The sequence below is a fragment of the Vannielia litorea genome (genome assembly GCF_019801175.1).
Classification (GTDB): Bacteria; Pseudomonadota; Alphaproteobacteria; order Rhodobacterales; family Rhodobacteraceae; genus Vannielia; species Vannielia litorea_B.
On record NZ_JAHVJR010000001.1, the window covers coordinates 2,382,412 to 2,408,087 of the forward strand.

A 25,676-nucleotide genomic window follows, 5' to 3' on the forward strand; every position below is an offset into this window, starting at 1 on the left:
CCGAAGAGCTAACTCGCGGGCATCGGACGAATCAGAACAATGTTGGACGCCCCCCGTACGTGGGCAGCCCCGTCCAGGAATGCTTCCCATGCCTCCATCATCTTCCGACGTCGCTCAACCGATTGTTCTCGGCGGTAGGCGCTCTCAACATCGCCTAAAGCATGGGCCAAGGCTTCCTCGGCAAGCTCTCGGGGAAACTCCGTCGCTGACCCAGCCCAATCTCGAAAGCTGCTTCGGAAACCATGAGGCACGCAGCCAGTGACATCCATGCGGTTCATCAGCGCCCGAAATGCCATATCACTAAGAGGGCGTCCCCCTGAGCCGGGGAAGATGAAGTCACATCCCGGCACGGCACTATCGCGGAGAGGTTGCACCTCCTTGAGGATCGATATCGTCCGCTTCGTAAGGGGCACGACGTGGTCGCGACGCTTGGTGTCACGGCGCGTTTTCTGCCGCCCTGCCGGGACGGTCCAGAGCCCTAGGCTCCAATCAATCTCGCTCCATGTCGCCTCGCGGACCTCTCCAGACCGGGCCGCGGTCAGGATAAGGAACTCCAACGCCAGCGCACTGAGCGCAGGACGGTGTCGCAATCTCTCTACGAACACCGGCACGTCTCGCCAAGGCATTGCGGGAAGATGGCCTTTGGTCAGCTTGCGCGGCGCGGAAAGGGTTGCGCTGAACAACGCGGCCCTTGCCGGGTTATCGCGCCCATAGGCGCCAGTCTGAATGGCGTGATCGAACAAGGCCTCTATTCGCCCCCTCGTACGCTTGGCGGTTTCGTGCTGCTCGTCCCAGATCGGCAGCAGTACATCTAGTACTTCCGCCCGTGTGATGTCGGATAGCTGCTTGTCTCGCAACGGGCTGGCGTGGTGTCGAAAGGTCCTCTCCCATTGGTAAATGTGCTTTGCATTGGTGAAGTTGCGAGTCTTCCAGGGCAGGAATTTCTCGTCCGCATAAGTTCCAAAGGATACACGCCCTGCCGCCGCCTTGGATTCCTCACGGGCCTCTAACGCGCGGCGCTCTCCATCCGCGATGGGGTCGATGCCCTGGGCCTTTAGCTCTCGCGCCGCGGATGCCTTTTCTCGGGCCTGCGCCAGGGTCGTACCTGGGTAGCTTCCTAAACCCATTTCGCGCTGAGTTTGGCCTTTCATCTTGTAGCGAAAAACCCACCGCTTATGCCCACCATCTGTGGTCCGCAGGGACAGCCCCCCGCCGTCGCTAAGCCCTGTTCCCGGTGCCGCGTTCTTTACTTGCTGTGCCGTCAGCCGATGCAGTGCGTTGGTCATGTCTGATACCTTCGAAACCCAGAGACCGCGCCCGGCAAACGGGCGCCCTGCCCCTAATGTGCCCCTAATTTTTAGGGGCAGCAAGTAGGCACTTATGGAGCCCCGTAGAATGTCACACCACCCGATTCAATCGCAACATGCTGTTTTTATGTATTTTCGCAGAAACATAGAGATCGATGTGGAAGTTAGTTTGGTGGCCCTAGGCTCCACCATTCCCCCCCGTTTCGATCAAGCCGCCGCGCAGGCCGTTGCCTTTGTGCGGGCGTTGCCGTTTTGGCCGCGCCTTAGGCTCCGTCAGACCAAGGTCGCATATCCTGCGGCCCGGCCTGCCGCCTAGATTTTCGGCATGGGAGGACTTACCGGCTTTCGCGTTTTCGTGGGGGCGGCGTTTGCGCTGCTGGTCTCGCTTGTCTCCGCCCAGGCCGAGCCGCTTGGGCGCGAGGAGATTGCACCGCTGATCGTGCCGCCGATGTCGCTTGGCGAGCCGCTGAACGACAAGGGCGTTTGGAGCCTGCTGAACTCCGGCGGCGCGCAGGCGGGCTATGTGTTCGAGACCGGGCCGATGGCCCCCCTGCCCGGCTTCTCCGGCGCGGTCATCAATGTGCTGGTCACCCTCGATCTCGATGGCCGCTACCTCGACGTGCGCCTGCTGTCGCACAATGAGCCGATCTTTGTTTCCGGCCTTGGCGAAGCGCCCTTTCGCAAGTTCTTCGAGCAATACCGCGGCCATTCCATCTCAGACATTCTCGTCGTCGGCACGCCTTATGGCGCGGCGGATGAGGGCAGCGCGCTTGTCTATCTCGACGGGGTGACCAAGGCCACGGCCAGCGTACGGATCGCCCATGAGAGCATCCTCGCCGCCGTCAATCAGGTGGCCCGCGAGATGATGCAGGGCATCTCCGCAGGCCCGCCCGCTTACCCCGACCCGGCGCATGACGAGGCGCTCACATGGGAGGAGCTGGTGGCACAGGGCCTTGCCACCCGGCGCGTGGTGCTCAACCGCGAGATCGACGCCGCGTTCGACGGCACGCTCTGGGCCAATGACGACCCCGAGGCGCAGGCCGCGCCCGATGCGCCCTATCTCGACCTCTGGGTGGTCGACATCGGCCCACCCGCCATTGCCCGCGCGCTGCTGGATGAGAGCACGCTGGCCGATCTCGCCCGCTTCACCGAGATCTCCGGCAATGACGAGCCGATCCTCTTGATAGAGACCGCGCGCCACGGGCTGGTCTCTGAAGACTTCGTCCGCAACACCTCGCCCGACTGGCTCTCCGCCAGCCAGGGCGGGCTGCCGGTGGCCCTGCGCGACAGTGACCTGTTCGTCGGCCTCAACCCGGACCTTCCTGATGCGCTGCATGACGGCGCGATGATGATTCTGCGCACCGACCGGCGGCTTGGGTTTGACCCGAGCCGCGAGTGGGAGCTGCACGTGAAAGCCACGCGCGAGCATGGCGTGTTCCGGCCAGAGGTCGGCTCTGTCACCCTCGATGTGCCCCACGTCACCGACGCTCGGTTCTTCATCAAACCCGAGGTGCCCCAGCCCCTGCCGCCGTGGCGCGAAGCCCTGAACGCCCGCGCGGGCGACCTCGTGGTGCTGGCGGGCTTTCTCACCGCGCTCATCGCGGCGCTGGCCTTCGGGATGAACCGCATGGCCGGGCTGCGCTGGTTCACGCCGCTGCGGCTGGCCATCCTTGCCTTCGTCACCGGCTTCATCGGCTGGTGGGGCCAAGGGCAGCTCTCCATCGTGACCGTTCTGGGCGTGATCCGCGCCGGGTGGGAGGGCGGCAGCCTTACCTTTCTCCTATACGACCCCTTCTCGCTGTTGGTCTGGGCGGTGGCACTGCTGGGCCTCTTCGCATGGGGCCGGGGGTTGTTTTGCGGCTGGCTCTGCCCCTTCGGTGCGTTGCAGGAATTCGCCCACCACCTCGGCAAGCTGCTGCGCCTGCCGCAGATCGAGCCCTCCGCCCGGCTCGACCGCGCGTTGAAGAACCTCAAATACGGGGTGCTCGCCGGGTTGGTGGCACTGGTTTTTTTCGCCCCGCACGCGATTGACACCGCCGCCGAAGTCGAGCCGTTCAAAACCGCAATCACCACCTACTTCATCCGCGCCTGGCCCTACGTGGCCTACGCCGTCTTCTTGCTCGTGCTCTCGATGGTGCTCTTCAAGGGCTTCTGCCGCTATCTCTGCCCGCTCGGTGCCTTCTTCGCGCTGGCGGGCGCTCTGCGGGTGCAGGATTGGATTCCGCGCCGCGTCGAATGCGGCAGCCCCTGTCAGCTTTGCAAGGTGCGCTGCAAATACGGGGCCATCGAGAAATCGGGCACGGTGCAGTATTCCGAATGCTTTCAGTGCCTCGACTGCGTGACGATCCATGACGACCCGGCCCAATGCGTGCCGCTTGTGCTGAAATCCCGAGGCGGGCGACGGGCACGCCCCATCAGCGAAGTTCCTGCAGAATGAAGCGGCGCAGGTTCCTCTCTATCACCGCCTGCTTTGCCGCCCTGCCGCTGGCCGCGCAGGCCGCACCGCAGCGCTGGCGTGGGCGCGCCTTGGGCGCCGAGGCGGAGATCGTGCTGCATGGGGGGGCGAGGGCGACCCGCGCCGCCTTTGCCGAGATCGAGCGGGTGCTGAGAGCCGTCGAGGCCAGCTTCAGCCTGTCTGATCCGGCCTCCGAACTCTCCCGCCTCAACCGAGAGGGCAGCCTGAGCGTATCGCCGCGATTCACAGCGCTTATGGAGCTGACAGATCAGCTCCACGCGGCGACCCACGGCCTTTTCGACCCTACCGTCCAACCTCTCTGGCGGTCACTTTTCGAGGGGCGGGAAACAGACCGGGCCGCTATCGGCTGGACCCGCGTGCAGCGCAGCGGCGCCCGGGTGCGGCTTGCGACCGGTCAGGCGCTCACCTTCAACGGCATCGCACAGGGCTATGCCACGGACCTCGTGGCCGAGGCCCTGCGCAAACGCGGCTTTGGCGAGGTGCTGGTGAACATCGGTGAATATGCAGGCCACGGCGGCCACTGGACGATCGGGCTCACGGACCCGGCCCACGGCCACCTCGGCACCCGCACCTTGACCGACGGCGCCATTGCCACCTCAAGCCCAAGCGCCATGCAGCTTGGGGCTGCGGGCCATATTCTGCACCCCAAGGGGGGCCACCCGATCTGGTCCACGGTCTCGGTTGAGGCAAACTCTGCCGCGCTGGCCGATGGGGCCTCAACCGCCTTCTGCCTCGCTCCTGCCGATGACATTCGCAGCATGATCCGCCGCCTGCCGGGCCTGCGCCGCGTGACCCTCGTGGACGCCGCAGGCAACCTCACGACGCTCTGACAAAAAAAGCCCCCGCCGGGGAGGAGAGGCGGGGGCAGTCGTCCGGCAGGGAGAGGCCGGTTGGGGAACTCAGCGCCTACCGTTCAGGCGGGGAATGGGTCAGCCCGTATTGGGCGTAGATCGCGGCAATCCGGCCGTCTTCCAGACCCGCAAAGATCGCGTCATCCACGGTATAGGAGAGCGGGCGGTAGGCAAAATGCACTCCGACCCCGAGCGTCCATCGGCTCACGGCAAAGCCTGCCAGCGGCGGCTGATGAATCGCCACGCCCTCGGCGCGGGCATATTCCAGCTCCGCCAGCGGCCCCATCACGGCAGGCACCTCGCCCGCCGCCAACGCCGCCATGGCCGCGCCGGTTGTTGGGTAGCGGCGCACGTTCGGCGCCATCTGCCCGCCACCAAAGCTGGTGAGGTAGAAATCGGAGATCGAATCGTTCTCCACCCCCACCAGATCGAAGCGAAAGTAGGCCGGCACAGGCGCGCTATCGGGGTAGAACTCTTCGGAGTAGGCAATCGCCACGCTTTCGCCCGCGTATTGGCCGGTGAACACCACCTGCTCGACCCGGCACTTGAACCCGCTGTCGTAGGGCACCCGCATCATCACGTTGGCGATCTGCCCGCCGATGATCGCGCCCTTCCAGATGTTGTTGCGAAGATCGGCCTCGAGGTTCTCACCCGCGGCGACAAAGTTGAACTGTGCCTCCACGCCGATCTCGTCGGCGATGAGCCGGGCAATCTCGATGTCGACCCCGCGCGGCTTGCCCGCTTCCTTCCAGCTGTAGGGTGGATAGTCCTCATAGACCGCAAAGGTCATGAACCCGCGGTCGATGATGGTATCGAGATCCTGCCCCACGATGTCGCGGCCCGCATTCTGCGGCTTGGGCTGCGGGACGTAATCGGCGCAAGGGTCCTGAGCGCGGGCTGGCGTGGCAACGACGCCAAGGGCCAGCCCGGCAAGGAGTGCGATGAGGGCGACGGGCCGTCGCATCATGGTCAGTGCGCGGCCGAAAGGCCGATGGTCAGCACCTCGGCCGCCTGGGCATAGGCCTCGGGGTCGGCCGCGAGAATGTTGGCCGCGCGGTAGGCCACGCTGTCGGCCACGGGCGCGCCGGAGAGCGTTTCGATCCCGGCGGCGATCTCGGCAAGGCGCGCCTGCACGGCCGCCCCGTCGGCGCCTTCGCCGCCCTCTGCCCAACCTGCGAGCTGGTCGCGGATGCCCTTCAATTCATCGCCAACCTCGGCCATCGCCTCGTCGTCGGGCCGGGTCTCGATGTAAGTGCGGATCGCCCATCCCGCCTTCTGGCCCAGCACCTCGTCGAAGGCGGGCATCTTGGTTGTGCCGTTCTGGGTGTAGCCCACGCGGTAACGCTCGGCATACCACTCGTCGCCGTATTCTTCCGCCTCAAGGAACCGCAGGTCGGGCGCAAGCCCGCCCGAAACCACCTCGAGCCCGTGGCAGCGGGCGCAGTTCTGGTTGTAGCCCGACGCGCCGATCTCGACCGCCTTGGCCCAGGCCTCTTCGCCCACCTTGTCCGCGCGATAAGGGTTTTCGATCAACCACTCCTCGCCCACGTCGGGCAGGGCATCGGTGTTCATCGGCTGCGGGGCCACGTCGCCGTGGGCCAGCGCAGTGCCGGCGGTGAAGATGACGGCAAGGGCCGTGGCGAGGCTCGATCTGACAGACATGTGTTCCTCCCTGTTCGCTGCCAGAGGTTGTGACCCAGCCTGCCGCGCCGCGGTATTGGACTTTGGTTCAAGACGCCCGGATTTTGCGACCAATGTCCTACATCGGGCGCTGCACAACCTCGCTAGCGTTTAAGCCGGGAGGACATCATGCGCGCATTTCTGGCTCTCGTCGCCGGGCTCTGGGCCACGGCTGCAACCGCGACCGAGGCGGATACGCTCTCGGTCAAGGTCACCTATCTGCGGGTCGAAACACCCGAACCCCCGACGCTCTCCAACCTCGAAGCCCGGCCCGAAGACCTTGGCCGCGCAGGGGCTGAATTGGGGCTCGCCGACAACGCCACCACCGGCAGTTTCCTCGGGCAGACATACGCGCTGGAGACCGTCTCGGTGCCCGAGGGTGAAAGCCCGTTGGACGCCGCCCGCGCGGCGCTGGTCGCCTCGCCCTACCTCGTCATCGATGCACCAGCTGACGCACTCACCGCCATCGCCGACCTGCCAGAGGCGCAAGCCGCGCTCCTGTTCAACGCCACGGCAGAAGACGATGCCCTGCGCAGCGAGGGCTGCCGCGCCAACCTGCTGCACACCGCCGCCTCGCTATCCATGCGCAGCGACGCGCTGATGCAGTTCTTCGCCATGCGCCGCTGGGCCGAAATTGCCATGATCGAGGGCCCCCGCCCCGAGGATACCGCCTTCGCCGCCGCGCTGCGGGCCTCCGCCACCAAGTTCGGGCTGGAGATCGGCGCCGAGAAGAGCTGGGCCTTCTATGCCGACATGCGCCGCAACGCCTCCGCCGAGGTGCCGCTCTTCACCCAAGAGCTGGGCGACTATGACGCGCTGCTGGTCGCCGATGAAACCCATGATTTTGGCCGTTACGTCGAGTTCAACACATGGCTCCCCCGCCCCGTCACCGGCTCCGAAGGGCTTGTTCCAGTCGCATGGGCGCCGGTGATCGAGCAATGGGGCGCGGCACAGCTGCAATCGCGCTTTACCGAGGCTGCAGGCCGCCCGATGGCACCCGAGGATTACGCAGCCTGGGCCGCGATCCGCACTCTGGGCGAGGCTGTTACCCGCACCAGCACGACCGATCCGGCGGCGATTCGCGCCTATGTGCTGGGCGACAGCTTCGAGCTGGCAGGCTTCAAAGGGCGGCCCATGTCGTTCCGCCCGTGGAACGGCCAGCTGCGCCAGCCCATCGCCCTCGCCCATGCCCGCGCCCTCGTGGCCACCGCGCCGCTGGAGGGCTTCCTGCATCAAGTCAACGAGTTGGACACGCTGGGGATCGACGCCCCCGAGTCCGCCTGCGCCGCTTTCGGAGGTTAACCCATGTTGCGCCACGCTCTCGCACTCTCGCTGCTCCCCTTCGCGGCCAATGCCGCCGAGATCTGGGTCACAAACGAGAAGGATGACACCATCAGCGTCATCGACATCGAAACTCTCGAGGTCACCCGCACCATCCCCACCGGCGAGCGCCCCCGCGGGATCACCTTCAGCCACGATTACTCGGTGGTCTACATTTGCGCCTCCGACAGCGACTCGGTGCAGGTTATGGACCCTGAAACCGGCGAGATCCTGCATGATCTGCCTTCGGGCGAAGACCCCGAGCAGTTCGTGCTGCACCCCGACAACAAGCACCTCTACATCGCCAACGAGGATGACGCGATCACCACGGTCGTCGACGTGGAGAGCCGCAAGGTCGTAGCCCAGATCAACGTGGGCATCGAGCCCGAGGGCATGGCCGTCTCGCCCGATGGGGCGCTTGCAATCACCACCTCCGAAACCACCAACATGGCCCATTGGATCGATACAGAGACCCGCGAGATCGTGGCCAACACGCTGGTTGATAGCCGCCCTCGCCATGCCGAGTTCACTGAGGATGGCGCCGAGCTATGGGTGAGCGCCGAGATCGGCGGCACGGTCAGCATCTTCGACGTTGAGAGCAAGGCGGAGAAGGCCAAGATCGACTTCGAGATCAAGGGCGTCCACCCCGACAAGGTGCAACCCGTAGGCTTCGAGTTTGCCGAGGGCGATACCCACGCCTTCGTGGCCCTCGGCCCGGCCAACCACGTGGCCGTGGTGAACATGGAGAGCTATGAGGTCGAAGAATACATCCTCGTCGGCCGCCGGGTCTGGCACATGGACTTCTCGCCCGACAAATCGCAGCTCTTCACCACCAACGGCGTTTCCGGCGACGTGACGGTGATCGACGTCGCCTCCCGCGAGCCGATCAAGTCGATCAAGGTGGGCCGCTACCCCTGGGGCGCGGCTCTACGACCATAGCGCTAGTGACGCGTGCAATGTGTCCAAGGTATCCTGCCGCCATGAAACAGCTATTGCTCGCCGCCGCCCTGCTCGCCGCCAGCCCTGTTCTGGCCGATGAAGAGCACGGCACGCTGAACCCCGATGAGATGACCTGGCAGCGTTTTCTCGACCGCGCCGACGAGGGCGAGACCGGCATGGTGCTCTGCTCGATGGGCTATGCCCTCACCAAGTCCGGGGATCATACCTCTGCCCGCAAGCTCTTCGAGAATTGCGCCGCCGCCGGATATACCGGCGCGATGACCTGGATGAGCCAGCTCGACAACAATGGCCTTGGCGCACCGGAAAACCCCGATACCGCCGCCGAGTGGGACAGGAAGGCCGCAGAGGCCGGCGACCCGGTGGGCCAGTTCAACTATGGGCTCGACCTGATCCGGGGTCACGGCGTTGCCCGCGACGAGGCTCGTGGCCGCGCGCTTGTGGATGAGGCCGCCGAGGCCGGGCTCAAGGTGGCACGCCAGTTGCAGCAGGGCGATTACGACCCGCGCACCGTCACGCCCGACGCCGACGAATGGAAAAACGCGCCGCTCTTCTGAGCCGCGTCACAGCACCAGCCAAGACCCTGCCGCGCAGCCTGCGCGATGCGGTTTAATATGCTGTAATAGTTATACAAATCTCACCCTTAATACGACCATTGTGCAATATCCGGTGCCCCCCGGTTGGAGAATACTCGCCGCAGCACCCACCCGCAGGAGGCGGGCTGGTGGCTCGTGAAGATCGCGACAGGGAGGACATCCATGAACAAGTTTTTGATGACGGCAGCCGTCGTCGGCCTGCTGGCTGGCGCAGGGAGCGCCACCGCGCAGGTGACCGAAGAAGACCTCGCCAATGACCAGGCCAGCACCGGCGACGTGCTCACCAACGGCATGGGGCGGCACCTTCAGCGCTACTCCCCGCTGGAGACGCTGAACAAGGAAAACGTGAAAAACCTGCAACCCGCCTGGGCCTTCTCGCTCGGCGGAGAAAAGCAGCGTGGGCAAGAGACCCAGCCGCTGGTGCATGACGGGATGATGTATATCACCGGCTCCTACTCGCGGCTCTACGCAATCGACCTCAAGACCGGCTCCGAGGTCTGGCAGTATGACGCCCGCCTGCCCGAGGGCATCCTGCCCTGCTGCGACGTGATCAACCGGGGCGGCGCGATCTACGGCGAAAACATCTATTTCGGCACGCTCGACGCGCGCCTCGTGGCGTTGAACCTCAAGACGGGTGACGTGGTCTGGAACAAGAAGATTGAAGACTACAAGGCCGGCTACAGCTACACCGCCGCCCCGCTGATCGTCGACGGCAAGGTCATCGTCGGCAACTCCGGCGGCGAGTTCGGCATCGTCGGCACCGTCTACGCCTATGACGCCGAGAACGGCGACCTGATCTGGACCCGCCCCACCATCGAGGGCCACATGGGCACGCTGAACGGTGAAGAGAGCACCATGACCGGCGAGCTGAATGCGAGCTGGCCCGGCGACATGTGGAAGACCGGCGGCGGCGCAACTTGGCTTGGCGGCTCGTATGACATCGAGACCGACACGCTGATCTTCGGCGCGGGCAACCCGGCCCCGTGGAACTCCTGGCTGCGCGACGCGGGCCAGAACAATGACGGTTCGGGCGACAACCTCTATGCCGCCAGCCGCATTGCCATCGACCCGTCGAACGGAGAGATCAAGTGGCACTTCCAGACCACGCCGCGCGAGGGCTGGGATTATGACGGCGTGAACGAGGTGGTGGCCTACACCGACCGCGAGGGCAACAAACGCTATGCGACAGCGGACCGCAACGGCTTCTTCTACGTGCTGAACCGTGAAGACGGCGCCTTTGTTTCTGCCACGCCCTTCGTGAAGGACATCACCTGGGCCGAAGGCATCGACGAGAACGGTCGCCCGATCTTCAACGAGGCCAACCGCCCGGGCAATCCTGCGGAGGCGGCGGATGGAGCCAAGGGCGAGGTCGTCTTCTCCTCCCCGTCCTTCCTCGGCGGCAAGAACTGGATGCCAATGGCCTTCTCCCAGAAGACCGGCAACTTCTACGTGCCCTCCAACGAGTGGGGCATGGATATCTGGAACGAGCCGATCACCTACAAGAAGGGCGCGGCCTACCTCGGCTCCGGCTTCACCATCAAGCCGAACTACGAGGACCACATCGGCTCCCTCAAGGCGATTGACCCCGACACCGGCGAGATCAAGTGGGAGTTCAAGAACGACGCGCCTCTCTGGGGCGGCGTGATGACCACCGCAGGTGGCCTCGTGTTCACCGGCACCCCCGAGGGCCGCTTCATCGCCTTTGACGACGAGACCGGCGAAGAGCTTTGGTCGTTCCAAACCGGCTCCGGCATCGTCGGCCAGCCGATCACCTGGGAGACCGATGGCGAGCAGTATGTCTCGGTCATCTCCGGCTGGGGCGGCGCCGTGCCGCTCTGGGGCGGTGAGGTTGCCAAGAAGGTGAACTACCTCAACCAAGGCGGCCTCCTCTGGACCTTCCGCCTGCCCAAGGAACTGGCCTCGGCGAACTAAGCCAACCACCAGGCCAGATCGGAAACACCCGCCTCCCAGTGGCGGGTGTTTTCATTTGGGCGACCCGCCTTCTTTGTGTAAACGCCTGTGCGGTTTCAGGCGGGGAGATACCCCGCCCACGGCTCACTGCTCTTGAGACGAAGCCCAAGGAGGAGCACAGCTCACGCGCTCTGCTGTTCGCTGCTCTCCCGCACGGCTTCGCGGATGGCGGAACTGCGGTTCATCAGCCCCTCGAACCTGTCTTCGCTCAGCACCAGCAGCGTGGTCGGCGCGATGGCCCGCACCTCTGTACGCAACCGCCGCTCGGCCATCAGGGCCATATGGCCGAACATCTCACCACGCCCGAGGCGCGAGCTCTGGCCCGCCGTCTCGACCTCCACCGCACCCGAAGCGATGAAGAACACGCTGCGCGCCGCGCTGTCCTTGCGCACGATCACCTCGCCAGCGTTTACGTAGCGCGTTCGTAGTGCCCGCCCGAGCCGTTTGAGCGCCGCATCGTCGAGGTCCGCGAAGAGCGGAAACTGGCGCACCAGAGTGGAGCGGCGGGCGGCGATATCGAGCGAGGGGCGGCGCTCTGCGGCGGCGCGGCGCCCGGCGAGTTGCTGCACCAGCGCAGTATACACCTCGGCCCCGATCAGCCCGTCCTCGCGCATGACGGCATATTCGCGCTCCTCCAGCCGCAGTGCCGTGCGGCGGATGAACCGTTGCTCCATCTCTTCGGCATAACCGGGATACTGCAATTGCAGCCCCTCCAGAGCGGTCTCGACCCCTTCGATCCGCCGCGCCAGAAGCTCGTTGAGCAACTCAGCCACCCGGCGGCCATGAATGCGGCGCACCCGCCGGTCGATGAACCCGCCCAGATCGCGCAGCACGAGCCGTTGCGAAAGCAGCAACTCGAAGCGGTCTGCCGTCAGTTGCGAAAGTGGCCATGGCATCGACAGGCGGCCATGCAGAAACACCGCCGCGCGGAAGGCCGGTCCGTAGGCAACCGCCCGCCGCGCCGCACGCTGGTATCCGCTGCGGCCCTGCGTGCGTGCGCCTTCGATCAGCCGGTCGGCGTTCGAGAGCACCTGTTCGGCCATCCGTGCCGAGATCGTCCGCTCGCGCACACGGTGCAGAATGGTGTCTCGTTCGTGCCCGGCCAGCGCGATCAGCCCCAGCGCCACGCGGTCGCGGTCCAGAATATCCACGCTGTCTTCCGCCGCCTTCACCGCCGCATCCAGCCGCTCGCCAAACCGCTTGGCCTCACCGCGCACGATGTCGCGGTTCAGCTCGTAGTTCTCGGTGGTTTTGGCCACATCCTCCCGCACGGTCTGCAACGCCACGGCAACCACCTGCCGTGAGAGCGCCTCGTCCAGCGGGGTGAGCCGGTCGAGCCCCAGCCGCGAGATCACCCAGCGCAGCGAGGAGCCCTGCACGATGAGGGTGAAGAGCGTGAAACCGGTCGCCAGAATGCCAACCAGCCGCTGGATGCCATCAGGCACCCGGAAGCTCTCGGTCACCGCCAGCGCCAGCGCCAGCGTCACCGCTCCGCGCAGCCCGCCCCAGAGGATCGCAACCCGGTAGGGCCGGTCCACCGCGGGCGAAACCCGAAGCCGGGTGAGCAGTGGCAAAAGCCCAAAAAGGATTGCCGCGCGCGCCGCCACTGCCGCCACAATGACCACGCCCACCAGCAGCACATCTTCCAGCCGCACCTCCTCCAAGAGGCGCGGGATCAGCAGGGCGGCGAGAATAAAGATCAGCGCGCCCGACCAATGCGCCAGCACGCCCCAGAGCTCGCGCATGTTGGCCCAGGCCTGCGGTGGCAACCGCCCCGGCGCGGTGAGGTTCAGCGTCATCCCGGCGACCACCGTGGCGATTACGCCCGAGGCACCGATGCTCTGCTCGGCGACGATGTAGGCAAGGTAGGGTAGCGCGACCGAAAGGGTGATCTGCGCCAGTTCATGCCGGCTGAAGAGCGCCATGACCCAGACCGCGATGCGCGCCATCAGCCAGCCCACGAAGGCCCCGCCGAGGATCAATTTGGGAAATTGCGCCAGTGCGTCGCCCAGTTCCGGGTCAGGGATGCCCAGCATCACGAAGCCCATGAACAACCCGAAGAGCGCGATGGCAGCGGCGTCGTTCAGCAGGCTCTCACCCTCGATGATCCGCGCCAGCCGTCGCGGCGCCGAGATCGAGCGGAAGATCGAGACCACGGCAGACGGGTCGGTGGTGGAGACGATGGCGCCGATCAGCAAGCAAGCCGCGAGCGGTAATGAGCTGGCCCACGACAGGGCGAACCCCACGCTCAGCGTGGCGACGACCACCGCCACCACGGCCAGCACGAGGATCGGCACCCAATCGTCCACCATGCGCCGCAGGTTCATGCCCAGCGTGGCCTGAAACAGCAGCGTCGGCAGGAAAACGTAGATGAAGATGTTCGACCGGATCGGCAGCGCGAGGATCGCCTCGGCCACCGGGTTCAACGCATCTGTCAGCTCCGTGCGTAGAAAGAAGATTGCCCCCGCGCCGATCATCACGCCCAGCACAGCGAGGATCACGCTGAACGGCAGCCGCAGCCGCGCCGCCAGCGGCTCGGCGGCGCCGATGACCACGAAGAGCGCGGCGATGATCGTGATGATCAGGACAAGGTTCATGCTCCTCCCTTAGCAGAGATGGAGGCGAACGCACGGGGATGCGGGGCGCTTTTTACCCGATCAGTGCAACTTGTCGCGAGCGCGGCGCCGCCCGGCGAGCCGGGTGCCGCACGCGGTGTCTCTCAGGTCAGCGCCCGCGCCTCGCCCCGGCGCGCCTGCACGGCATGGAAGCCCAGCAGCAGCGCCGCCAGCGCCACGCCCGTCAGCATCACGGGCAAAGTCTTCCACATCACCAGCACCGCCACCAGAAGGCGCAGCGCGACTTCCCAGCGCGCCAGAGCGCCCCGGTCATAGCGGGCCAGCGCGGAGGCGATCAGGTAGAGCGCCAACACCAGCCGGAGACCCAGCAGGCTCATCGCGCCCCAGTCGACCACGCCGGTGTAGCCCTCGATCAGCGCTTTCTGGCCGTTCGGGTCGGTGACGGTCACCGCCTCCTCGATCAGCAGCAACTCGGGATACCACGCGAAGACGAAGGGGATGGTGAACATCACGATCCCGACCCGCACTGCCGCGATGCCCGTGCGCATCGGCTCTGTCTTGGTGATCGAGGCGGCAGCAAAGGCGGCAATCGCCACCGGCGGCGTGATCGCCGAGGCCACCGCGAAATAGAAGACGAACATATGCGCGGTGAAGAAGCTGACGCCGAGGTTGGCCAGCAGCGGGCCGAGCAGCAGCGCGACGTTCACATAGGCGGGCACGGTGGGCATGCCCATGCCGAGCAGGATTGCGCAGAGCATGGCGCAGAACAGCGCCAGCATAAGGTAGACCCCGCCGACGATCTCGATCTCCAGCCCGAAGAGCCGGATCACCTGCGCCCGTTCTAGCCAAGAGGTCACCGCGCGCGTCAACTCGCCGGTCAGGCCGCTCTCGTTGAGGAAGGCCGAGATGATCGACACCGCGAAGAGCAGTAGGAACAGCCCCGAAAGCAAGATGCCCCCCTCCCCCAGCGCGGTCAGCACGCGGCTCGGTTTGCGCCGGGTATCGCGGTCAAGAAAGAGCAGAGGGATCAGCACCGCCACCGCCCACCACCCGGCAGATACCGCATCACCTGTTGCATTCACGATGGTCTGCAACACCGGGCGCGGCAGGATGCTGGCGAGAATACCCTCGCTGAAGCTGTCCTTGTTGCCGAGCAGCAGAAAGAGGATCGTCAGGATCGGCAGGAAGATGATGATCAGGTTGGTCCAGTCGTGCCGCTCCATCACGAGGTCGTCGGGGATGTCGCGCATCGCCTCCACCTTTTCGCGCCGGGCCTGGAACATCACGGCGAGGAAGATCGAGAAGAAGAAGGCCATCGCCGGCAGGAAGGCCGCGGTGATGACCTTTGTGTAGGGCACTGCCGTCAGCGCCACGAGCACGAAGGCCGCAACCCCCATCACCGGCGGCATGATCTGCCCGCCCGAGGAGGCCGCCGCCTCGACCCCACCCGCGAACTGCGGCGAGAAGCCGTTGCGCCGCATCATCGGGATCGTCAGCCGCCCGGTGGAGAGCACATTGGTCACCGGCCCGCCGGTGATGGTGCCGAACATCGCCGATGATACAATCGCCGCATGCGCCGGCCCGCCGCGCAGCCGCCGGGTGAGCCGCACCGCCAGCTTGATCAGCGATGTGCCGCCCGCGCTGCTGCCGAAGAGCGCACCAAGGATCACGTAAGGAAAGACCTGGTTCACGACGATATCCATGAACCGACCCATGAACCCATCGGGCGTGATGAACACATTCGTCGCCTTCTGGATCGCCGCCGCGCGCACATCGCCGCCATCGGCCCCCAGCTTGGTAAGGAGGAAGTTGTTGTCTGACAGATCGAAGATCCAGATCAGCGCGGTGCCCACCGTATAGGCCACCACCACGCTCGCCACGATCACCAGCGGCATCCCCCAGACCCGCACGTTATAGAGGAAGAACAGGGTGATGATGGTGAAGAGCAGCGGGATGATCCAGATCCCGAACCGCGCCTGACAGGCCGGCACCTCGGCCTCGAACGACATGCCCGGAATAACCCCGGCGGACCGTTCAGCCGCCTCCTGAATGAGCCGCGCCCGCTCACCGGTGATCTGGTCGATCAGGCAGACCGAGTCGATCTCCACCAGAAAGCCCAGCGCCCCGAGAAAAGCGGCGATGATCAGCCCGGCATCCAGCATCAGCCCCAGCCACGGGCGCGGCGCGCCATCGCGTTTCATCGCCCGGAAGACGCTGGAGTTGAGCGCGACGATCAGCATCATCACAAAGAACACTGGCGGATAAAAATACTCGGGCGGAAAGCCCGACACCCGGAAAAACGGCCGCCCCGTCACCTCCCGCGCAAAGTCCTGAAGCCCGGCGATCTCGGGCATCGTGTTGATCATCCCCACCACCACGAGGATGAACGCGAGGGTAAGCGCGATCCTTTGGCCCAGAGGCCATGTGTCGTTCGTCTCGGTCATCTCTCGGAGCCCTCGGGGTTCAGAAGGTCTGACGTGGCCGCGCGCTGCGGCCACGTCCTGCGCGGGTCACGCGCAAGGGGTCAGGGGCGCAGGCAATCGGCGATGCTGTGCCCGGCATCCTCGAACGCGCGGATCGCGCCGGGGTGCATCTTGATCTGCACGGCCCCGCAAGCACCTTGGCTGACACCGTCGATATCGCCGAAGCTCATCATCGCAAAGGGTCCGCGCGGCGAGCCGTTGATGAACCGGTCCTTGCCTTCGAGATAGGCCTTGGTGATGTCATAGACGAGTTGCTCGTCCAGCGTGGCGGGCACGATCTGGCCGAAGGCGGTGGCGAAGCTGTCGAAGCTGTCATCATCCACCACGACGGTGATGTCATTGCCCTCATAGGCCTTGCGGAAATCCTCGATCGGCACCGAATAGGGCGCATGGCCCGGCGCGGCCATGATCTGCTGGCCCAATTCGCTGGCGAGCAGGTCGGAGGGCACATCGTGGATGGTGATACCGCCAGCGGCTGCCAGTGAGATCTCGCGGCCAGAGGGCAGGCCTTCGGGGATGGTCCATGCATCCACCGACCCGCCGGTGATAGTCGAGACGGTATCGGGCCACGGCGTCTGCACGCCCTCATAGTCCTCGCCGTCCTTCGCGCCCGAAAGCAACTGTATCATCGCCCGCCCGGAGGTGAGCGCCGCGCCGCGCGGCGGGCCGTTCCAGATGCGCTTGCCCGACATATCGCGAATGTCTTCGATCGGGTTGCTGTTGTAGTAGCCCAGCAACTGCGCCGAGCCTGCGTTGAAGAAGATCACCCGGATGTTCGAGGCCAGTTCTGCCCCCTTCTCCGGGCCGACCCCGCTGTAAGGGCCAATCCCGCGCGACAGCAGGAAGGGCAGGATCAGCGGCGCGGGCGCCATGTCGAGCCGCCCTTCGGCCACGGCCTGCACCGAGTTGGTGAGCGTGGCCCCTTCGGTGATCTGCATCGTCGCCACACCGGCGCTGTCGAGCACGGCGGCGAGCGTCGAGTCGATGTAATGCGGCGTCGAGCCGGGGGTGGTGGTTTCTGCCGTGAGCGTGGCCTGTGCGGATGCGGCCAGCGGCGCCAGCGCCAGCATGCCGCCGAGAATCGTCGTCCGAATCATGTCTGTCCTCCCATGTTCTTCGCCTTCCTCCAAAGGCGGGCGCCCCGCAGATCGGGGCATGCACTCACGGTGACAAAAATTATATGACTTGTCACGTATTATTTTTTCGGCTTCTATCTGGGCGATGGAGGAGACCATGGCTGACAGAGGAAAATTGTCCCCTGAGGCGATCAGGGAGCGGCGTGCGCATGAAGAGCTCAACGTCTTCTCGCGCCTGCCCGCCGTCTATGCTGCCTCGCGCAAGCAGGGGCAGCAGTTCTTGCAACGCGGTGGCGGCATCTCGATCGTCGAGTGGCGCACGCTCTGGGATCTGTGCGAGGCCGGGCCGATGACGATCCGCGATCTTGCCGCGATCCAGCGCGCCGATCACTCCCTGCTCAGCCGCGCCCTCCCCGACATGCGCGACAAGGGTTTCGTCACCATGACCCGCGACGAGGCCGACAAGCGGCAAACCGTGGTCGAGGTCACGGGCAAGGGCCGCGCCGCCTATGAGGTCGCCGCCCCCGTCATGGCCCGCCGCCGCGCCGCGCTGCGCGAAAGCATGACCGAAGACGAGATCCGCGCCTTCATCACCCTGCTGACCAAGCTCGAAGATTTCCTGCATACCCCGGCGGACCAGCTGCTGGAGAGAGAGACGCATCAATGACCAAACGCCCCAACGTCCTCTGGATCATGGCCGACCAGCTCCGGTTCGATTACCTCAGCTGCTACGGCCACCCGCACCTGCACACCCCTCATATCGACGCGCTGGCGGCGCGCGGCGTGCGCTTCACAAATGCCTATGTGCAATCCCCGGTCTGCGGACCCTCGCGGATGTCGGCCTACACCGGGCGCTATGTGCGCTCGCACGGCTCCACATGGAACGGCATGCCGCTCCGCATCGGAGAGCCGACACTGGGCGACCACCTGCGCGAGGCCGGGGCGCGGGCGGTTCTGGTCGGCAAGACCCATATGACCGCCGACGCCGAGGGCATGGCATGGCTCGGGATCGACCCGAAGAGCGAGATCGGCGTACGCCGGGGAGAATGCGGCTTCGAGCCCTTCGAGCGAGATGACGGGCTGCACCCCGACAGCCCGCGCCAGAACTGGTCCGCCTATGACGACTACCTTGTCGCACACGGCTACTCCTCCGAGAACCCTTGGGAAGACTTCGCCAACTCCGGCCTCGACGAAGATGGCGAGTTGCTCTCGGCGTGGTTGCTTAAGAACTCCCGCCTCGCCGCCAACGTGCCCGAGGAGCATTCCGAAACCGCCTATATGACCGACCGCGCGATTGCCTTCATGCAAGAGGCAGAGGCCGATGGACGCCCGTGGATGTGCCACCTCAGCTACATCAAGCCGCATTGGCCCTACATCGTGCCCGCGCCCTACCACGACATGTATGACGAGAGTCACATCGTCCCACCGGTGCGCTCGGAGGCAGAAAAGGCCACCGACCACCCGCTGGTCGCCGCCTACCACGCGGCGCGGGTCTGCAAGAGCTTCTCGCGCGATCACGTCCGCGAAACGGTGATCCCCGCCTACATGGGCCTCATCAAGCAGCTCGACGACAACCTCGGGCGGCTCTTTGCATGGATGGATGAGACCGGCCTGAGCGAGAACACCATCATCGCCGTCACCTCCGATCACGGCGATTACATGGGCGACCACTGGATGGGCGACAAGGATTTCTACCACGAGATGGCAGTGAAGGTGCCGCTTATCATCGCCGACCCTCGCCCCGAGGCCGAGGCGTCGCGCGGCATCGTCTCTGATGAACTGATCGAGATGATCGATCTCGCCCCCACCTTCATGAACGCGCTCGGCTGCAAGCCAAAGCCACATGTGATCGAGGGCCGCGACCTCACCCCCTTGCTCCACGGCACCGAGGGCTTCTCTCGCCGCTACGCGATCTCGGAGCATGATTACCACTGGTCCGACATGGCCCGCACCCTCGACCAGCCGCAGGAACACGCCCACACCACCATGATCTTCGATGGCCGGTGGAAGTACATCCGCTGCGAGGGCTTCCGCCCCGTGCTCTTCGATCTCGAGACCGACCCGCAGGAGCTCACCGATCTCGGCGCGTCCGAGGCCGCAGAGCACGCCGCCGTCCGCACCCGGATGGAAGCCGCCCTGCTCGATTGGGCCACCCGCCACCACACCCGCATCACCGCCACCCCCGAGGTGCTTGCCCGTCAGAAGAAAGCCGCCGAAACCGGCATCCTGATCGGCTTCTGGGACGAGGCGGAATACGAGCAAGCCACCGGCAAGGCCTTCAGCGACCTCCAGCCCATCGGCCGGCCTTAGGCTTACCCCATCGTTGGTCCGGGGCGCCGCGCGTGCTGCAGAAATGAACGCGGTTCAGACTCAAGCCGTGCGAGCCTGGGCAACTTCGCGCAGGTGCACACCGAGCAGCACGAGGCCGGGCCAGAGCATGTAGGCTTCGATTTCGATGTTCTCGCCGAACGAGAGCAGCACCATCGTCATCAGGATACCCAGCGGCAGCCTCCCGCGCGGGTGGCGCGCCGCGTCGATGAGGGCGAACCCCACGTGCCATGCGAGCGGCACCAGCAGCGCGAAGAACCCCACCAGCCCCTTTACGAAGAGCAGCCCGAACCACGTGTGGTGGCTGCCGATCGGCATGTATTCCACCGCGTGCGAGCCGGGATGCACCGTGCCGTGGCCGAACCAGAGCGCCTCGTTCTCCCAGCGTTCTCGGGCAATCCGCTGGAGGGTCGCGCGCACCCGCGTGCTGTCAGCCCGCGCGCCCTTGAAGGCCGAGACCGCATCACCCGCCATCGTCGCCAGCGTCGTGCCCACCACCGCAAGCGAGGCGGTCAGCGCCGCCGTTACCTGCCAGGCCCAGCCGCGCAGAATGAGCGGCAACATCCGCGGGGCGACCGTGCAGGCCACCAGCCCCACCAGCCCCATGCGCGACTTGGAGGCCAAGATCATCAGCACCCCCGCTGCCACGCCCGCCGCCATCCAGCGCCGGTCTTTTTCTTCGAGTGCGAAGAGCACCATGATGACCCCGAGCAGCGCCGCGAAGGGCGACCATGGGGCATAGAACTGCCAGCGCGGCGTCCAACTCGCCGGATCCCAAGTGAAGAAGAACACGCTGAAGTACTCCGGCCCCGGCCCGCCGATGGCCTTGAGCGGCGAGGTGAAAATCCGCTCGGGCAGGCCGATGTAGGGCGCGGCCAGCAGCACCGGCGCAAGCGCCAGCGTCCAGAGCCCGACCACGCATTGCCCGCGGATCAACACCTCCCGGCGGATCTGCAACACCGCGCCGGCCAGCGGAAACAGCGCCAGCAGCGCCCAGCCCTTGGCCCAGCCGATCGAGCTCTTGATCGTCTGCTTCAGCCCCAGCCCCCAGTCGAGGTGCCCGGCCCAGAGGGCGACGAGCATCACCGCCATGCCGATGAACCACGCCCAGACGAGCGGCGGCACTGGGCCGGTCGGGCGCAGGTCTTCGCGCATCGCCGGCCCGAGGTAGAGCGCCAGCGCCGCCAGCCCGCCCAGCAGCCAGGCCAGCACCGGCCCCACGACATAGAGCGCACCCACCGCATAGAACGGCCAGGTCCAGATCAGCGTCTTGTAGACCATCCGCTCGGGGCCGGTGAAGCCTGTCATGAGGTTTGCTCCGGGCGGGACAGCAGGCGGCCGATCAGGGCGCCGCGCATCCAGCCCAGCAACAGGCCGAAGAGCATCATCAGCGTCGCCGCCACGCCCGCGGCCAGCGCCAGCTTGCGGTTGGGCGACGAGGGCTTCTCGGGCAGCGACGGGTTCTCCAGCACCTGCACCAGCGGGTAGGAGGCATAGACATCGGACTTGGTCGACTGGGTCTTGGCGATGGCGCTGGCAAAGACCGCCTCGGCCACGGTGAAGTCGCGCTGCAGGTCCTGCAACCGGGCAGCGGGGGCGGCCAGCCGCTTCTGCTCGGCCAGTTCGGCGTCGAGCCGGGCCGAGAGCGTCTCGTGTTGCCGGGCCACGCCCGCACGCTCCGCCTCCATCCGCACCAGTTGCGCCAGCAGCTCGGCCCGGGCGCCATCGGGGGCGAGGTCGAGCGCAGAAAGCGCGGCGGGATCGAGGCCGGTCACCTCGGCGGCGCGGGCCAGGGTGGCGGCCTGCGCCGAGGCCTGCGCCCCACGGGCCACCTGCACCTTCGGGTGCCCCTCGCCATAGGCCGAACGTGCCTCTGCCAGCGCCGCGGCGTGGGTGGCGGCCTCTTCGGTGAGCGCGGCAAATTCGGCATCGGCGTAGAGCTTCAACGTTGCGGCGGCGGCCCGCGCGGGCACGCCCAGCGTGGCCTCCAGCGCGGCGACGCTCTGGGTCTTCTCGCTCAGCGTGGCCTCCACGTCGCGCACCCGGCTCTGCAGCTGGCGGGTCTCTTCCACCATCGCATCATACTGGTCGGCCGAGATCAGACCGGTTTCGCCCTGCAGCGCGGCGATGTCCTCACGGGTGGCGGCCACCGAGCTCCGATACTCGGAAATCGCAGCCAAACCGCTGTCCTCGCGCGTGGCCATTTCGTCGGCCCGGAGCGCGTCGATCTCGGCAAAGAAGGCCGCGATCAGCGCATCGCCCCGCGCCTGCGCCGTCTCCGGGCTGCCGCCGGCCATCTCCACGTGGATCAGGCTGGTCTGGTCAACGAGGTTGATCCGCGGCGCGCCGAATTCGCGCCGCGTCATCCCCATCGCGCCCGCGGCGGCATCCACGATCCGGTCGGCCCCGATCAGGCGCTTGTAGGTCTCGGTCGGGCTCACCGCGTTGCTGGCGAAGGCGGAGTTGGCATAGGACGAGGCCTGCCCGATCCCGTTGAGATTCATCGAAGCCGAGGCGCCCGAGCCGGGCAGGATCAGTGAAGCCGTGGACTTGAAGGTGAGCGGCGCGGTCCGCAGGTAGCCCGTGATCGGCGCCCAGATCGCCGCCCCGCCCATGAGCGCAAAGGCAAGGTAACGCGGAAACCGCCCGAGGTCGCCGATCCGCCCGCCCAGCAGGATGCGCTTGCCAGTCAGGCGGCGCTTGCGGGCGGGTTTGGCGGTGTGAAACGTGTCTTGCAGGGTCATCGAGCATCTCCTTCAGGGCAGACCATAGAAGGAGTGGCCCTGCCCCGCCTCCGCGCGGGCGGGGAGGTGCGAGGGGCATCAGGGCGTTTGGGCTATCCGATGGGGTAGGTTAAGGGGGAGCGAAGCCTCAGGGTTCGCCGTATGTTAGGAGTGACGGCTCTTCTGCCGCTCTTAATGGACCCCGAAGGTCGCCTTTCTCAGATGCCAAGTTTACACAAATTCGCCGCGAGCCTACCGTTGGTCCGACTCTACTGAACTAAGCTAGGTATTCTCGATGGATTGGAACCTTGTCGCCGTCATGGTCGGGATACATGCGCTCATGTTCCTGACACCCGGGCCAGACAGCATTGTCGTGGTCTCTCGCGCGACCTCTCAGGGAATGCGGCACGCTTTTGCAGCCATTCTCGGCGTTATCTCCGCTGGCCTCTTCTTCGTTCCTGCCATCGCGTTCGGCATGGATTTCGTGAACACCCTCTCCCCCGCGGTCTGGATGGCTGTCCGCGCGGCTGGTGCTCTCTATCTCGTCTACATCGGGCTCAAGATGCTGCGTGCTTCATTCGCTTCGCGCACCGTTGACATTGAAACCAGTGAGATCCGGAGCTTGCGGTCCGAGGAGCCTCTCTTCGCGGCATATCTCCAGGGTCTCCTCACCAATCTCGGCAATCCGAAAATGATCGTCCTGCTAACGTCGTTCCTACCGCAATTCGTGGCGGTCGAGCTAGGAAACGTGAGCACTCAAATTCTGGTTCTCGGCGTCTTCATGTACCTGAACGGGTTTGTCTGTTTCAGCTTGATTGCCCTGTGCGCGGTCACAATCAAGAACCAGATCGTCAGTCGTTTCGGCTCTGAAAACCTGTCATTCTTGGGCGGAAATCTTGCAGGTGGCACGATGCTTGGGGTCGGCGCATGGATGCTCGTCGCTCCCGTGAAGTTTGTCATGGGGCATCGTGCGACCTGATCACTTCCCGGTGGGTGGTTTCACAAACAAGATCGACGTTCACGCATGCGCAACATCGGTCACCGTGAACTCGCAGCGGAATTTCTTAGGTTCGCTCGCGCCCCCTCAAAACAACCCCGCCTCCCGGGCCATCAGCGCCGCCTGGGTGCGGTTGGAAGCCCCCACCTTCCGATAAAGCGTCTTCATGTGCAGCTTGATCGTCGGCTCGGTGATGTCGAGGTCGCGGGCGATTTCTTTGTTGGATTTGCCCTCGGTCAGCCCCTTGAGCACCTGCAACTCGCGCGGCGTCAGCTTTTCGGCCATCGGGTGGGTCGGGGTCTCGTCGGCGGCGGTCATGAAGTCGATGGGGGCATATTGCTCACCCATCGCCATGAACTTCACCGCGTTGATCATCGACTTCGCGGGCAGGGTCTTGGGCACGAAGCCCGCCGCCCCCGCCTCCAGCGCCTTCTCGGCGATCTCCTTGGTGGCCTCGCCCGAGAGCAGCGCCACCCGCTGGCCCGCGCCGAGCGCCATCGTCGCCTTCAACCCGTCCAGCCCGTTCATCCCCGGCATGTTCAGGTCGAGCAGCACGAGGTCGAAGGGCGTGTCGGCCGTCTCGATCAGCTTGTGGGCCGCGGGCAGGTCGGGCGCGGTTTCGGTTTCGATGTCGCCCTGGCTCTGCAGGAACATCACGAGGGTGTCGCGCAGCAGGTCATGGTCATCGGCAATCAGAACGCGCATCGGAGGCTCCCGGGTTTCCGCACTGGTAGAACGCTTTCACCCATATCTAACCTGCGCGCCAACCGAAAGGCACGGAGAATTCGGCCAGCCACTATCTCCTTCGGATAGGTTTCCGCGCCGCTGGTAATAACCGGTTAACCAACGCGCCGCGCGCCTCTCCTCCCGCTCCGTTGAGCCGGGGCAAGGTCAGCAGGCATCAGAGGGCAAGTTCCTGAAGCACAAGGATTTGCCCGATGAAAGCCGCCACGTTCGACCTGCCCTGCACCGCCGTCACCCCGGCCCTGCCCACCGCCAATCTGCCCGCGCTCGGCCTCGACCTGGTCGACGCCACGCCCGCGCAGACCATCGCCGCACTGCTCGCCCCGGGCCGCCGCCGCGCCTTCTTCATGAACGCGCATTGCTGCAACATCCGCCGCCGCAACCGGGCCTACCGCGAGGCCGTGGCCGGTGCCGACGTTCTGCTGCCCGACGGGATCGGGGTGGAACTGGCGGGCAAGATGACCGGCCAGCGCCTGACCGCCAACCTCAACGGCACCGACCTCGTGCCGGCGCTGCTGGAACAGGCCGCCGAGCAGGGCAAATCTGTTTACCTCTTCGGCGGCAAGCCCGGCACCGCCCGTGCCGCCGCCGCCGCACTCCAAGCCCGCATCCCCGCCCTGCGGGTCGCCGGCACCCGCGATGGTTTCGATGGCGCAGCCGATGCCGACACCGTGGTGGATGACATCAACGAGAGCGGCGCAGACATCGTGCTCGTTGCCCTCGGTGTGCCGATGCAGGAGCTCTGGCTGCACCGCCACGCCTGGCGCCTGAATGCCGACCTGACCCTCGCGGTCGGCGCGCTCTTCGACTTTCTCGCAGGCAACGTTACCCGCGCACCCCATTGGGTGCGCAAGGCACGAGCCGAATGGATCTGGCGGCTGGCGCAGGAGCCGCGCCGCCTTGCCAAGCGCTACCTTGCGGGCAACCTCAGCTTCCTCACCCACGCCGCCTTCAAGGCTTGGGGGCCGGAGAGCTTTGCCGCCGTTCAACGCCGGTTTCTCGACGTGACCCTCTCGATAACCGCACTGGTGCTGCTCGCCCCGGTGCTGGCTGCCACTGCCGTTGCCATCAAAGCCGACAGCCGTGGCCCGGTGCTCTTCCGCCAAACCCGCGTGGGCCGGAATGGCCGCACCTTCACCATGCTGAAGTTCCGCTCGATGGGCGTGGATGCCGAGGGGCGCCGCGCCGCGCTGCTGGCCACCTCCGACCGCGAGGGCGTCTGCTTCAAGTCCAAGGCCGATCCGCGCATCACCCGCGTCGGCCGCTTCATCCGCCGCTTCTCGATCGACGAGCTGCCGCAGGTCCTCAATGTGCTGAAGGGCGAGATGGCCATCGTCGGCCCGCGCCCTGCCCTGCCGACCGAAGTGGCCGCCTACCCGCCCCGTGCGCTTGGCCGCCTCGCCGTCAAGCCCGGCCTCACCGGGGTCTGGCAGGTCTCGGGCCGCGCCTCCATCGGCTTCGACAAGATGGTCGAGATGGATCTCTCCTACGCCGCCTCGCGCACCCTGCTGCTCGATATCTCCCTCATCGCCCGCACCTTCGGCGCCGTACTCGGCGGCCGGGGCGCCTACTGACCCTACCCCACCCCACT

19 protein-coding genes are annotated in these 25,676 nt (G+C 65.8%); 10 read left to right on the forward strand and 9 right to left on the reverse strand.

Annotated elements, in window-relative coordinates:
* Positions 1-8: 8 nt before the first annotated feature.
* Positions 9-1,286 (reverse strand): tyrosine-type recombinase/integrase, encoded by a 1,278-nt coding sequence (locus tag KUV38_RS11720; protein WP_222470220.1) that lies wholly within the window; start codon positions 1,284-1,286, stop codon positions 9-11.
* Positions 1,287-1,632: 346 nt separating this feature from the next.
* Between KUV38_RS11720 and KUV38_RS11725 the strand changes: the two genes are divergently transcribed.
* Both KUV38_RS11725 and KUV38_RS11730 read left to right on the forward strand, forming a co-directional pair.
* Positions 1,633-3,744, forward strand: a complete 2,112-nt coding sequence (locus tag KUV38_RS11725; protein WP_222470221.1) for a 4Fe-4S binding protein — start codon at positions 1,633-1,635, stop codon at positions 3,742-3,744.
* The gene (locus KUV38_RS11730; RefSeq protein ID WP_222470222.1) at positions 3,741-4,613 is read left to right on the forward strand and encodes an FAD:protein FMN transferase; all 873 of its coding nucleotides are present in this window, start codon (positions 3,741-3,743) and stop codon (positions 4,611-4,613) included. Before KUV38_RS11725 ends, KUV38_RS11730 begins: the two co-directional genes overlap by 4 nt.
* 76 nt (positions 4,614-4,689) lie before the next feature.
* Here KUV38_RS11730 and KUV38_RS11735 read toward each other — a convergent pair whose 3' ends face one another.
* Together KUV38_RS11735 and pedF are read right to left on the reverse strand one after the other, a co-directional pair.
* Positions 4,690-5,598 (reverse strand): substrate-binding periplasmic protein, encoded by a 909-nt coding sequence (locus KUV38_RS11735; RefSeq protein WP_222471054.1) that lies wholly within the window; start codon positions 5,596-5,598, stop codon positions 4,690-4,692.
* Between the two features lie 5 nt (positions 5,599-5,603).
* Complete coding sequence (pedF, locus tag KUV38_RS11740; RefSeq protein ID WP_222470223.1) at positions 5,604-6,296, reverse strand: cytochrome c-550 PedF; 693 nt, start codon at positions 6,294-6,296, stop codon at positions 5,604-5,606.
* Between the two features lie 147 nt (positions 6,297-6,443).
* On the opposite strand from pedF, the gene KUV38_RS11745 reads away from it, so the two are divergent.
* From KUV38_RS11745 to KUV38_RS11760, 4 genes are all read left to right on the forward strand, one after another.
* The gene (locus tag KUV38_RS11745) at positions 6,444-7,616 is read left to right on the forward strand and encodes an ABC transporter substrate-binding protein (protein WP_222470224.1); all 1,173 of its coding nucleotides are present in this window, start codon (positions 6,444-6,446) and stop codon (positions 7,614-7,616) included.
* Between the two features lie 3 nt (positions 7,617-7,619).
* Positions 7,620-8,573, forward strand: coding sequence for a YVTN family beta-propeller repeat protein (locus KUV38_RS11750; RefSeq protein WP_222470225.1), 954 nt, complete (start codon positions 7,620-7,622; stop codon positions 8,571-8,573).
* 41 nt (positions 8,574-8,614) lie between these two features.
* Positions 8,615-9,148, forward strand: coding sequence for a tetratricopeptide repeat protein (locus KUV38_RS11755; protein WP_222470226.1), 534 nt, complete (start codon positions 8,615-8,617; stop codon positions 9,146-9,148).
* Between the two features lie 201 nt (positions 9,149-9,349).
* Positions 9,350-11,119 (forward strand): PQQ-dependent methanol/ethanol family dehydrogenase, encoded by a 1,770-nt coding sequence (locus KUV38_RS11760; RefSeq protein WP_222470227.1) that lies wholly within the window; start codon positions 9,350-9,352, stop codon positions 11,117-11,119.
* 161 nt (positions 11,120-11,280) lie between these two features.
* Here KUV38_RS11760 and KUV38_RS11765 read toward each other — a convergent pair whose 3' ends face one another.
* The 3 genes from KUV38_RS11765 to KUV38_RS11775 all read right to left on the reverse strand — a co-directional run bounded on the left by KUV38_RS11765 (position 11,281) and on the right by KUV38_RS11775 (position 17,314).
* Complete coding sequence (locus tag KUV38_RS11765) at positions 11,281-13,755, reverse strand: cation:proton antiporter (RefSeq protein ID WP_222470228.1); 2,475 nt, start codon at positions 13,753-13,755, stop codon at positions 11,281-11,283.
* A gap of 122 nt (positions 13,756-13,877) precedes the next feature.
* Positions 13,878-16,178, reverse strand: a complete 2,301-nt coding sequence (locus KUV38_RS11770) for a TRAP transporter permease (protein ID WP_222470229.1) — start codon at positions 16,176-16,178, stop codon at positions 13,878-13,880.
* An 80-nt stretch (positions 16,179-16,258) separates the two neighbouring features.
* Entirely contained in the window at positions 16,259-17,314 is a 1,056-nt protein-coding gene (locus KUV38_RS11775; RefSeq protein WP_222470230.1) for a TAXI family TRAP transporter solute-binding subunit, read from the reverse strand.
* A gap of 136 nt (positions 17,315-17,450) precedes the next feature.
* Here KUV38_RS11775 and KUV38_RS11780 point away from each other — a divergent pair, with 136 nt between their 5' ends.
* Together KUV38_RS11780 and KUV38_RS11785 are read left to right on the forward strand one after the other, a co-directional pair.
* Positions 17,451-17,960 carry a MarR family winged helix-turn-helix transcriptional regulator gene (locus tag KUV38_RS11780; RefSeq protein WP_222470231.1) on the forward strand — a complete coding sequence of 170 codons (510 nt, stop codon included), beginning with the start codon at positions 17,451-17,453 and terminating at the stop codon, positions 17,958-17,960.
* A complete protein-coding gene (locus KUV38_RS11785) occupies positions 17,957-19,603 on the forward strand; it encodes a sulfatase-like hydrolase/transferase (protein ID WP_222470232.1) in 1,647 nt (548 codons plus the stop codon). The genes KUV38_RS11780 and KUV38_RS11785 overlap by 4 nt, the downstream gene beginning before the upstream one ends.
* A 60-nt stretch (positions 19,604-19,663) precedes the next feature.
* On the opposite strand, the gene KUV38_RS11790 is transcribed toward KUV38_RS11785, so the two are convergent.
* Both KUV38_RS11790 and KUV38_RS11795 read right to left on the reverse strand, forming a co-directional pair.
* On the reverse strand, positions 19,664-20,929 hold the full coding sequence (locus KUV38_RS11790; RefSeq protein WP_222470233.1) for an O-antigen ligase domain-containing protein: 1,266 nt from the start codon (positions 20,927-20,929) through the stop codon (positions 19,664-19,666).
* A complete protein-coding gene (locus KUV38_RS11795; RefSeq protein ID WP_222470234.1) occupies positions 20,926-22,365 on the reverse strand; it encodes a hypothetical protein in 1,440 nt (479 codons plus the stop codon). The genes KUV38_RS11790 and KUV38_RS11795 overlap by 4 nt, the downstream gene beginning before the upstream one ends.
* 274 nt (positions 22,366-22,639) lie before the next feature.
* On the opposite strand from KUV38_RS11795, the gene KUV38_RS11800 reads away from it, so the two are divergent.
* Positions 22,640-23,323, forward strand: a complete 684-nt coding sequence (locus KUV38_RS11800) for a LysE family translocator (RefSeq protein ID WP_222470235.1) — start codon at positions 22,640-22,642, stop codon at positions 23,321-23,323.
* Between the two features lie 105 nt (positions 23,324-23,428).
* On the opposite strand, the gene KUV38_RS11805 is transcribed toward KUV38_RS11800, so the two are convergent.
* Entirely contained in the window at positions 23,429-24,046 is a 618-nt protein-coding gene (locus tag KUV38_RS11805; RefSeq protein ID WP_222470236.1) for a response regulator transcription factor, read from the reverse strand.
* Between the two features lie 233 nt (positions 24,047-24,279).
* Between KUV38_RS11805 and KUV38_RS11810 the strand changes: the two genes are divergently transcribed.
* Entirely contained in the window at positions 24,280-25,659 is a 1,380-nt protein-coding gene (locus KUV38_RS11810) for a WecB/TagA/CpsF family glycosyltransferase (RefSeq protein WP_222470237.1), read from the forward strand.
* Positions 25,660-25,676 lie beyond the last annotated feature (17 nt).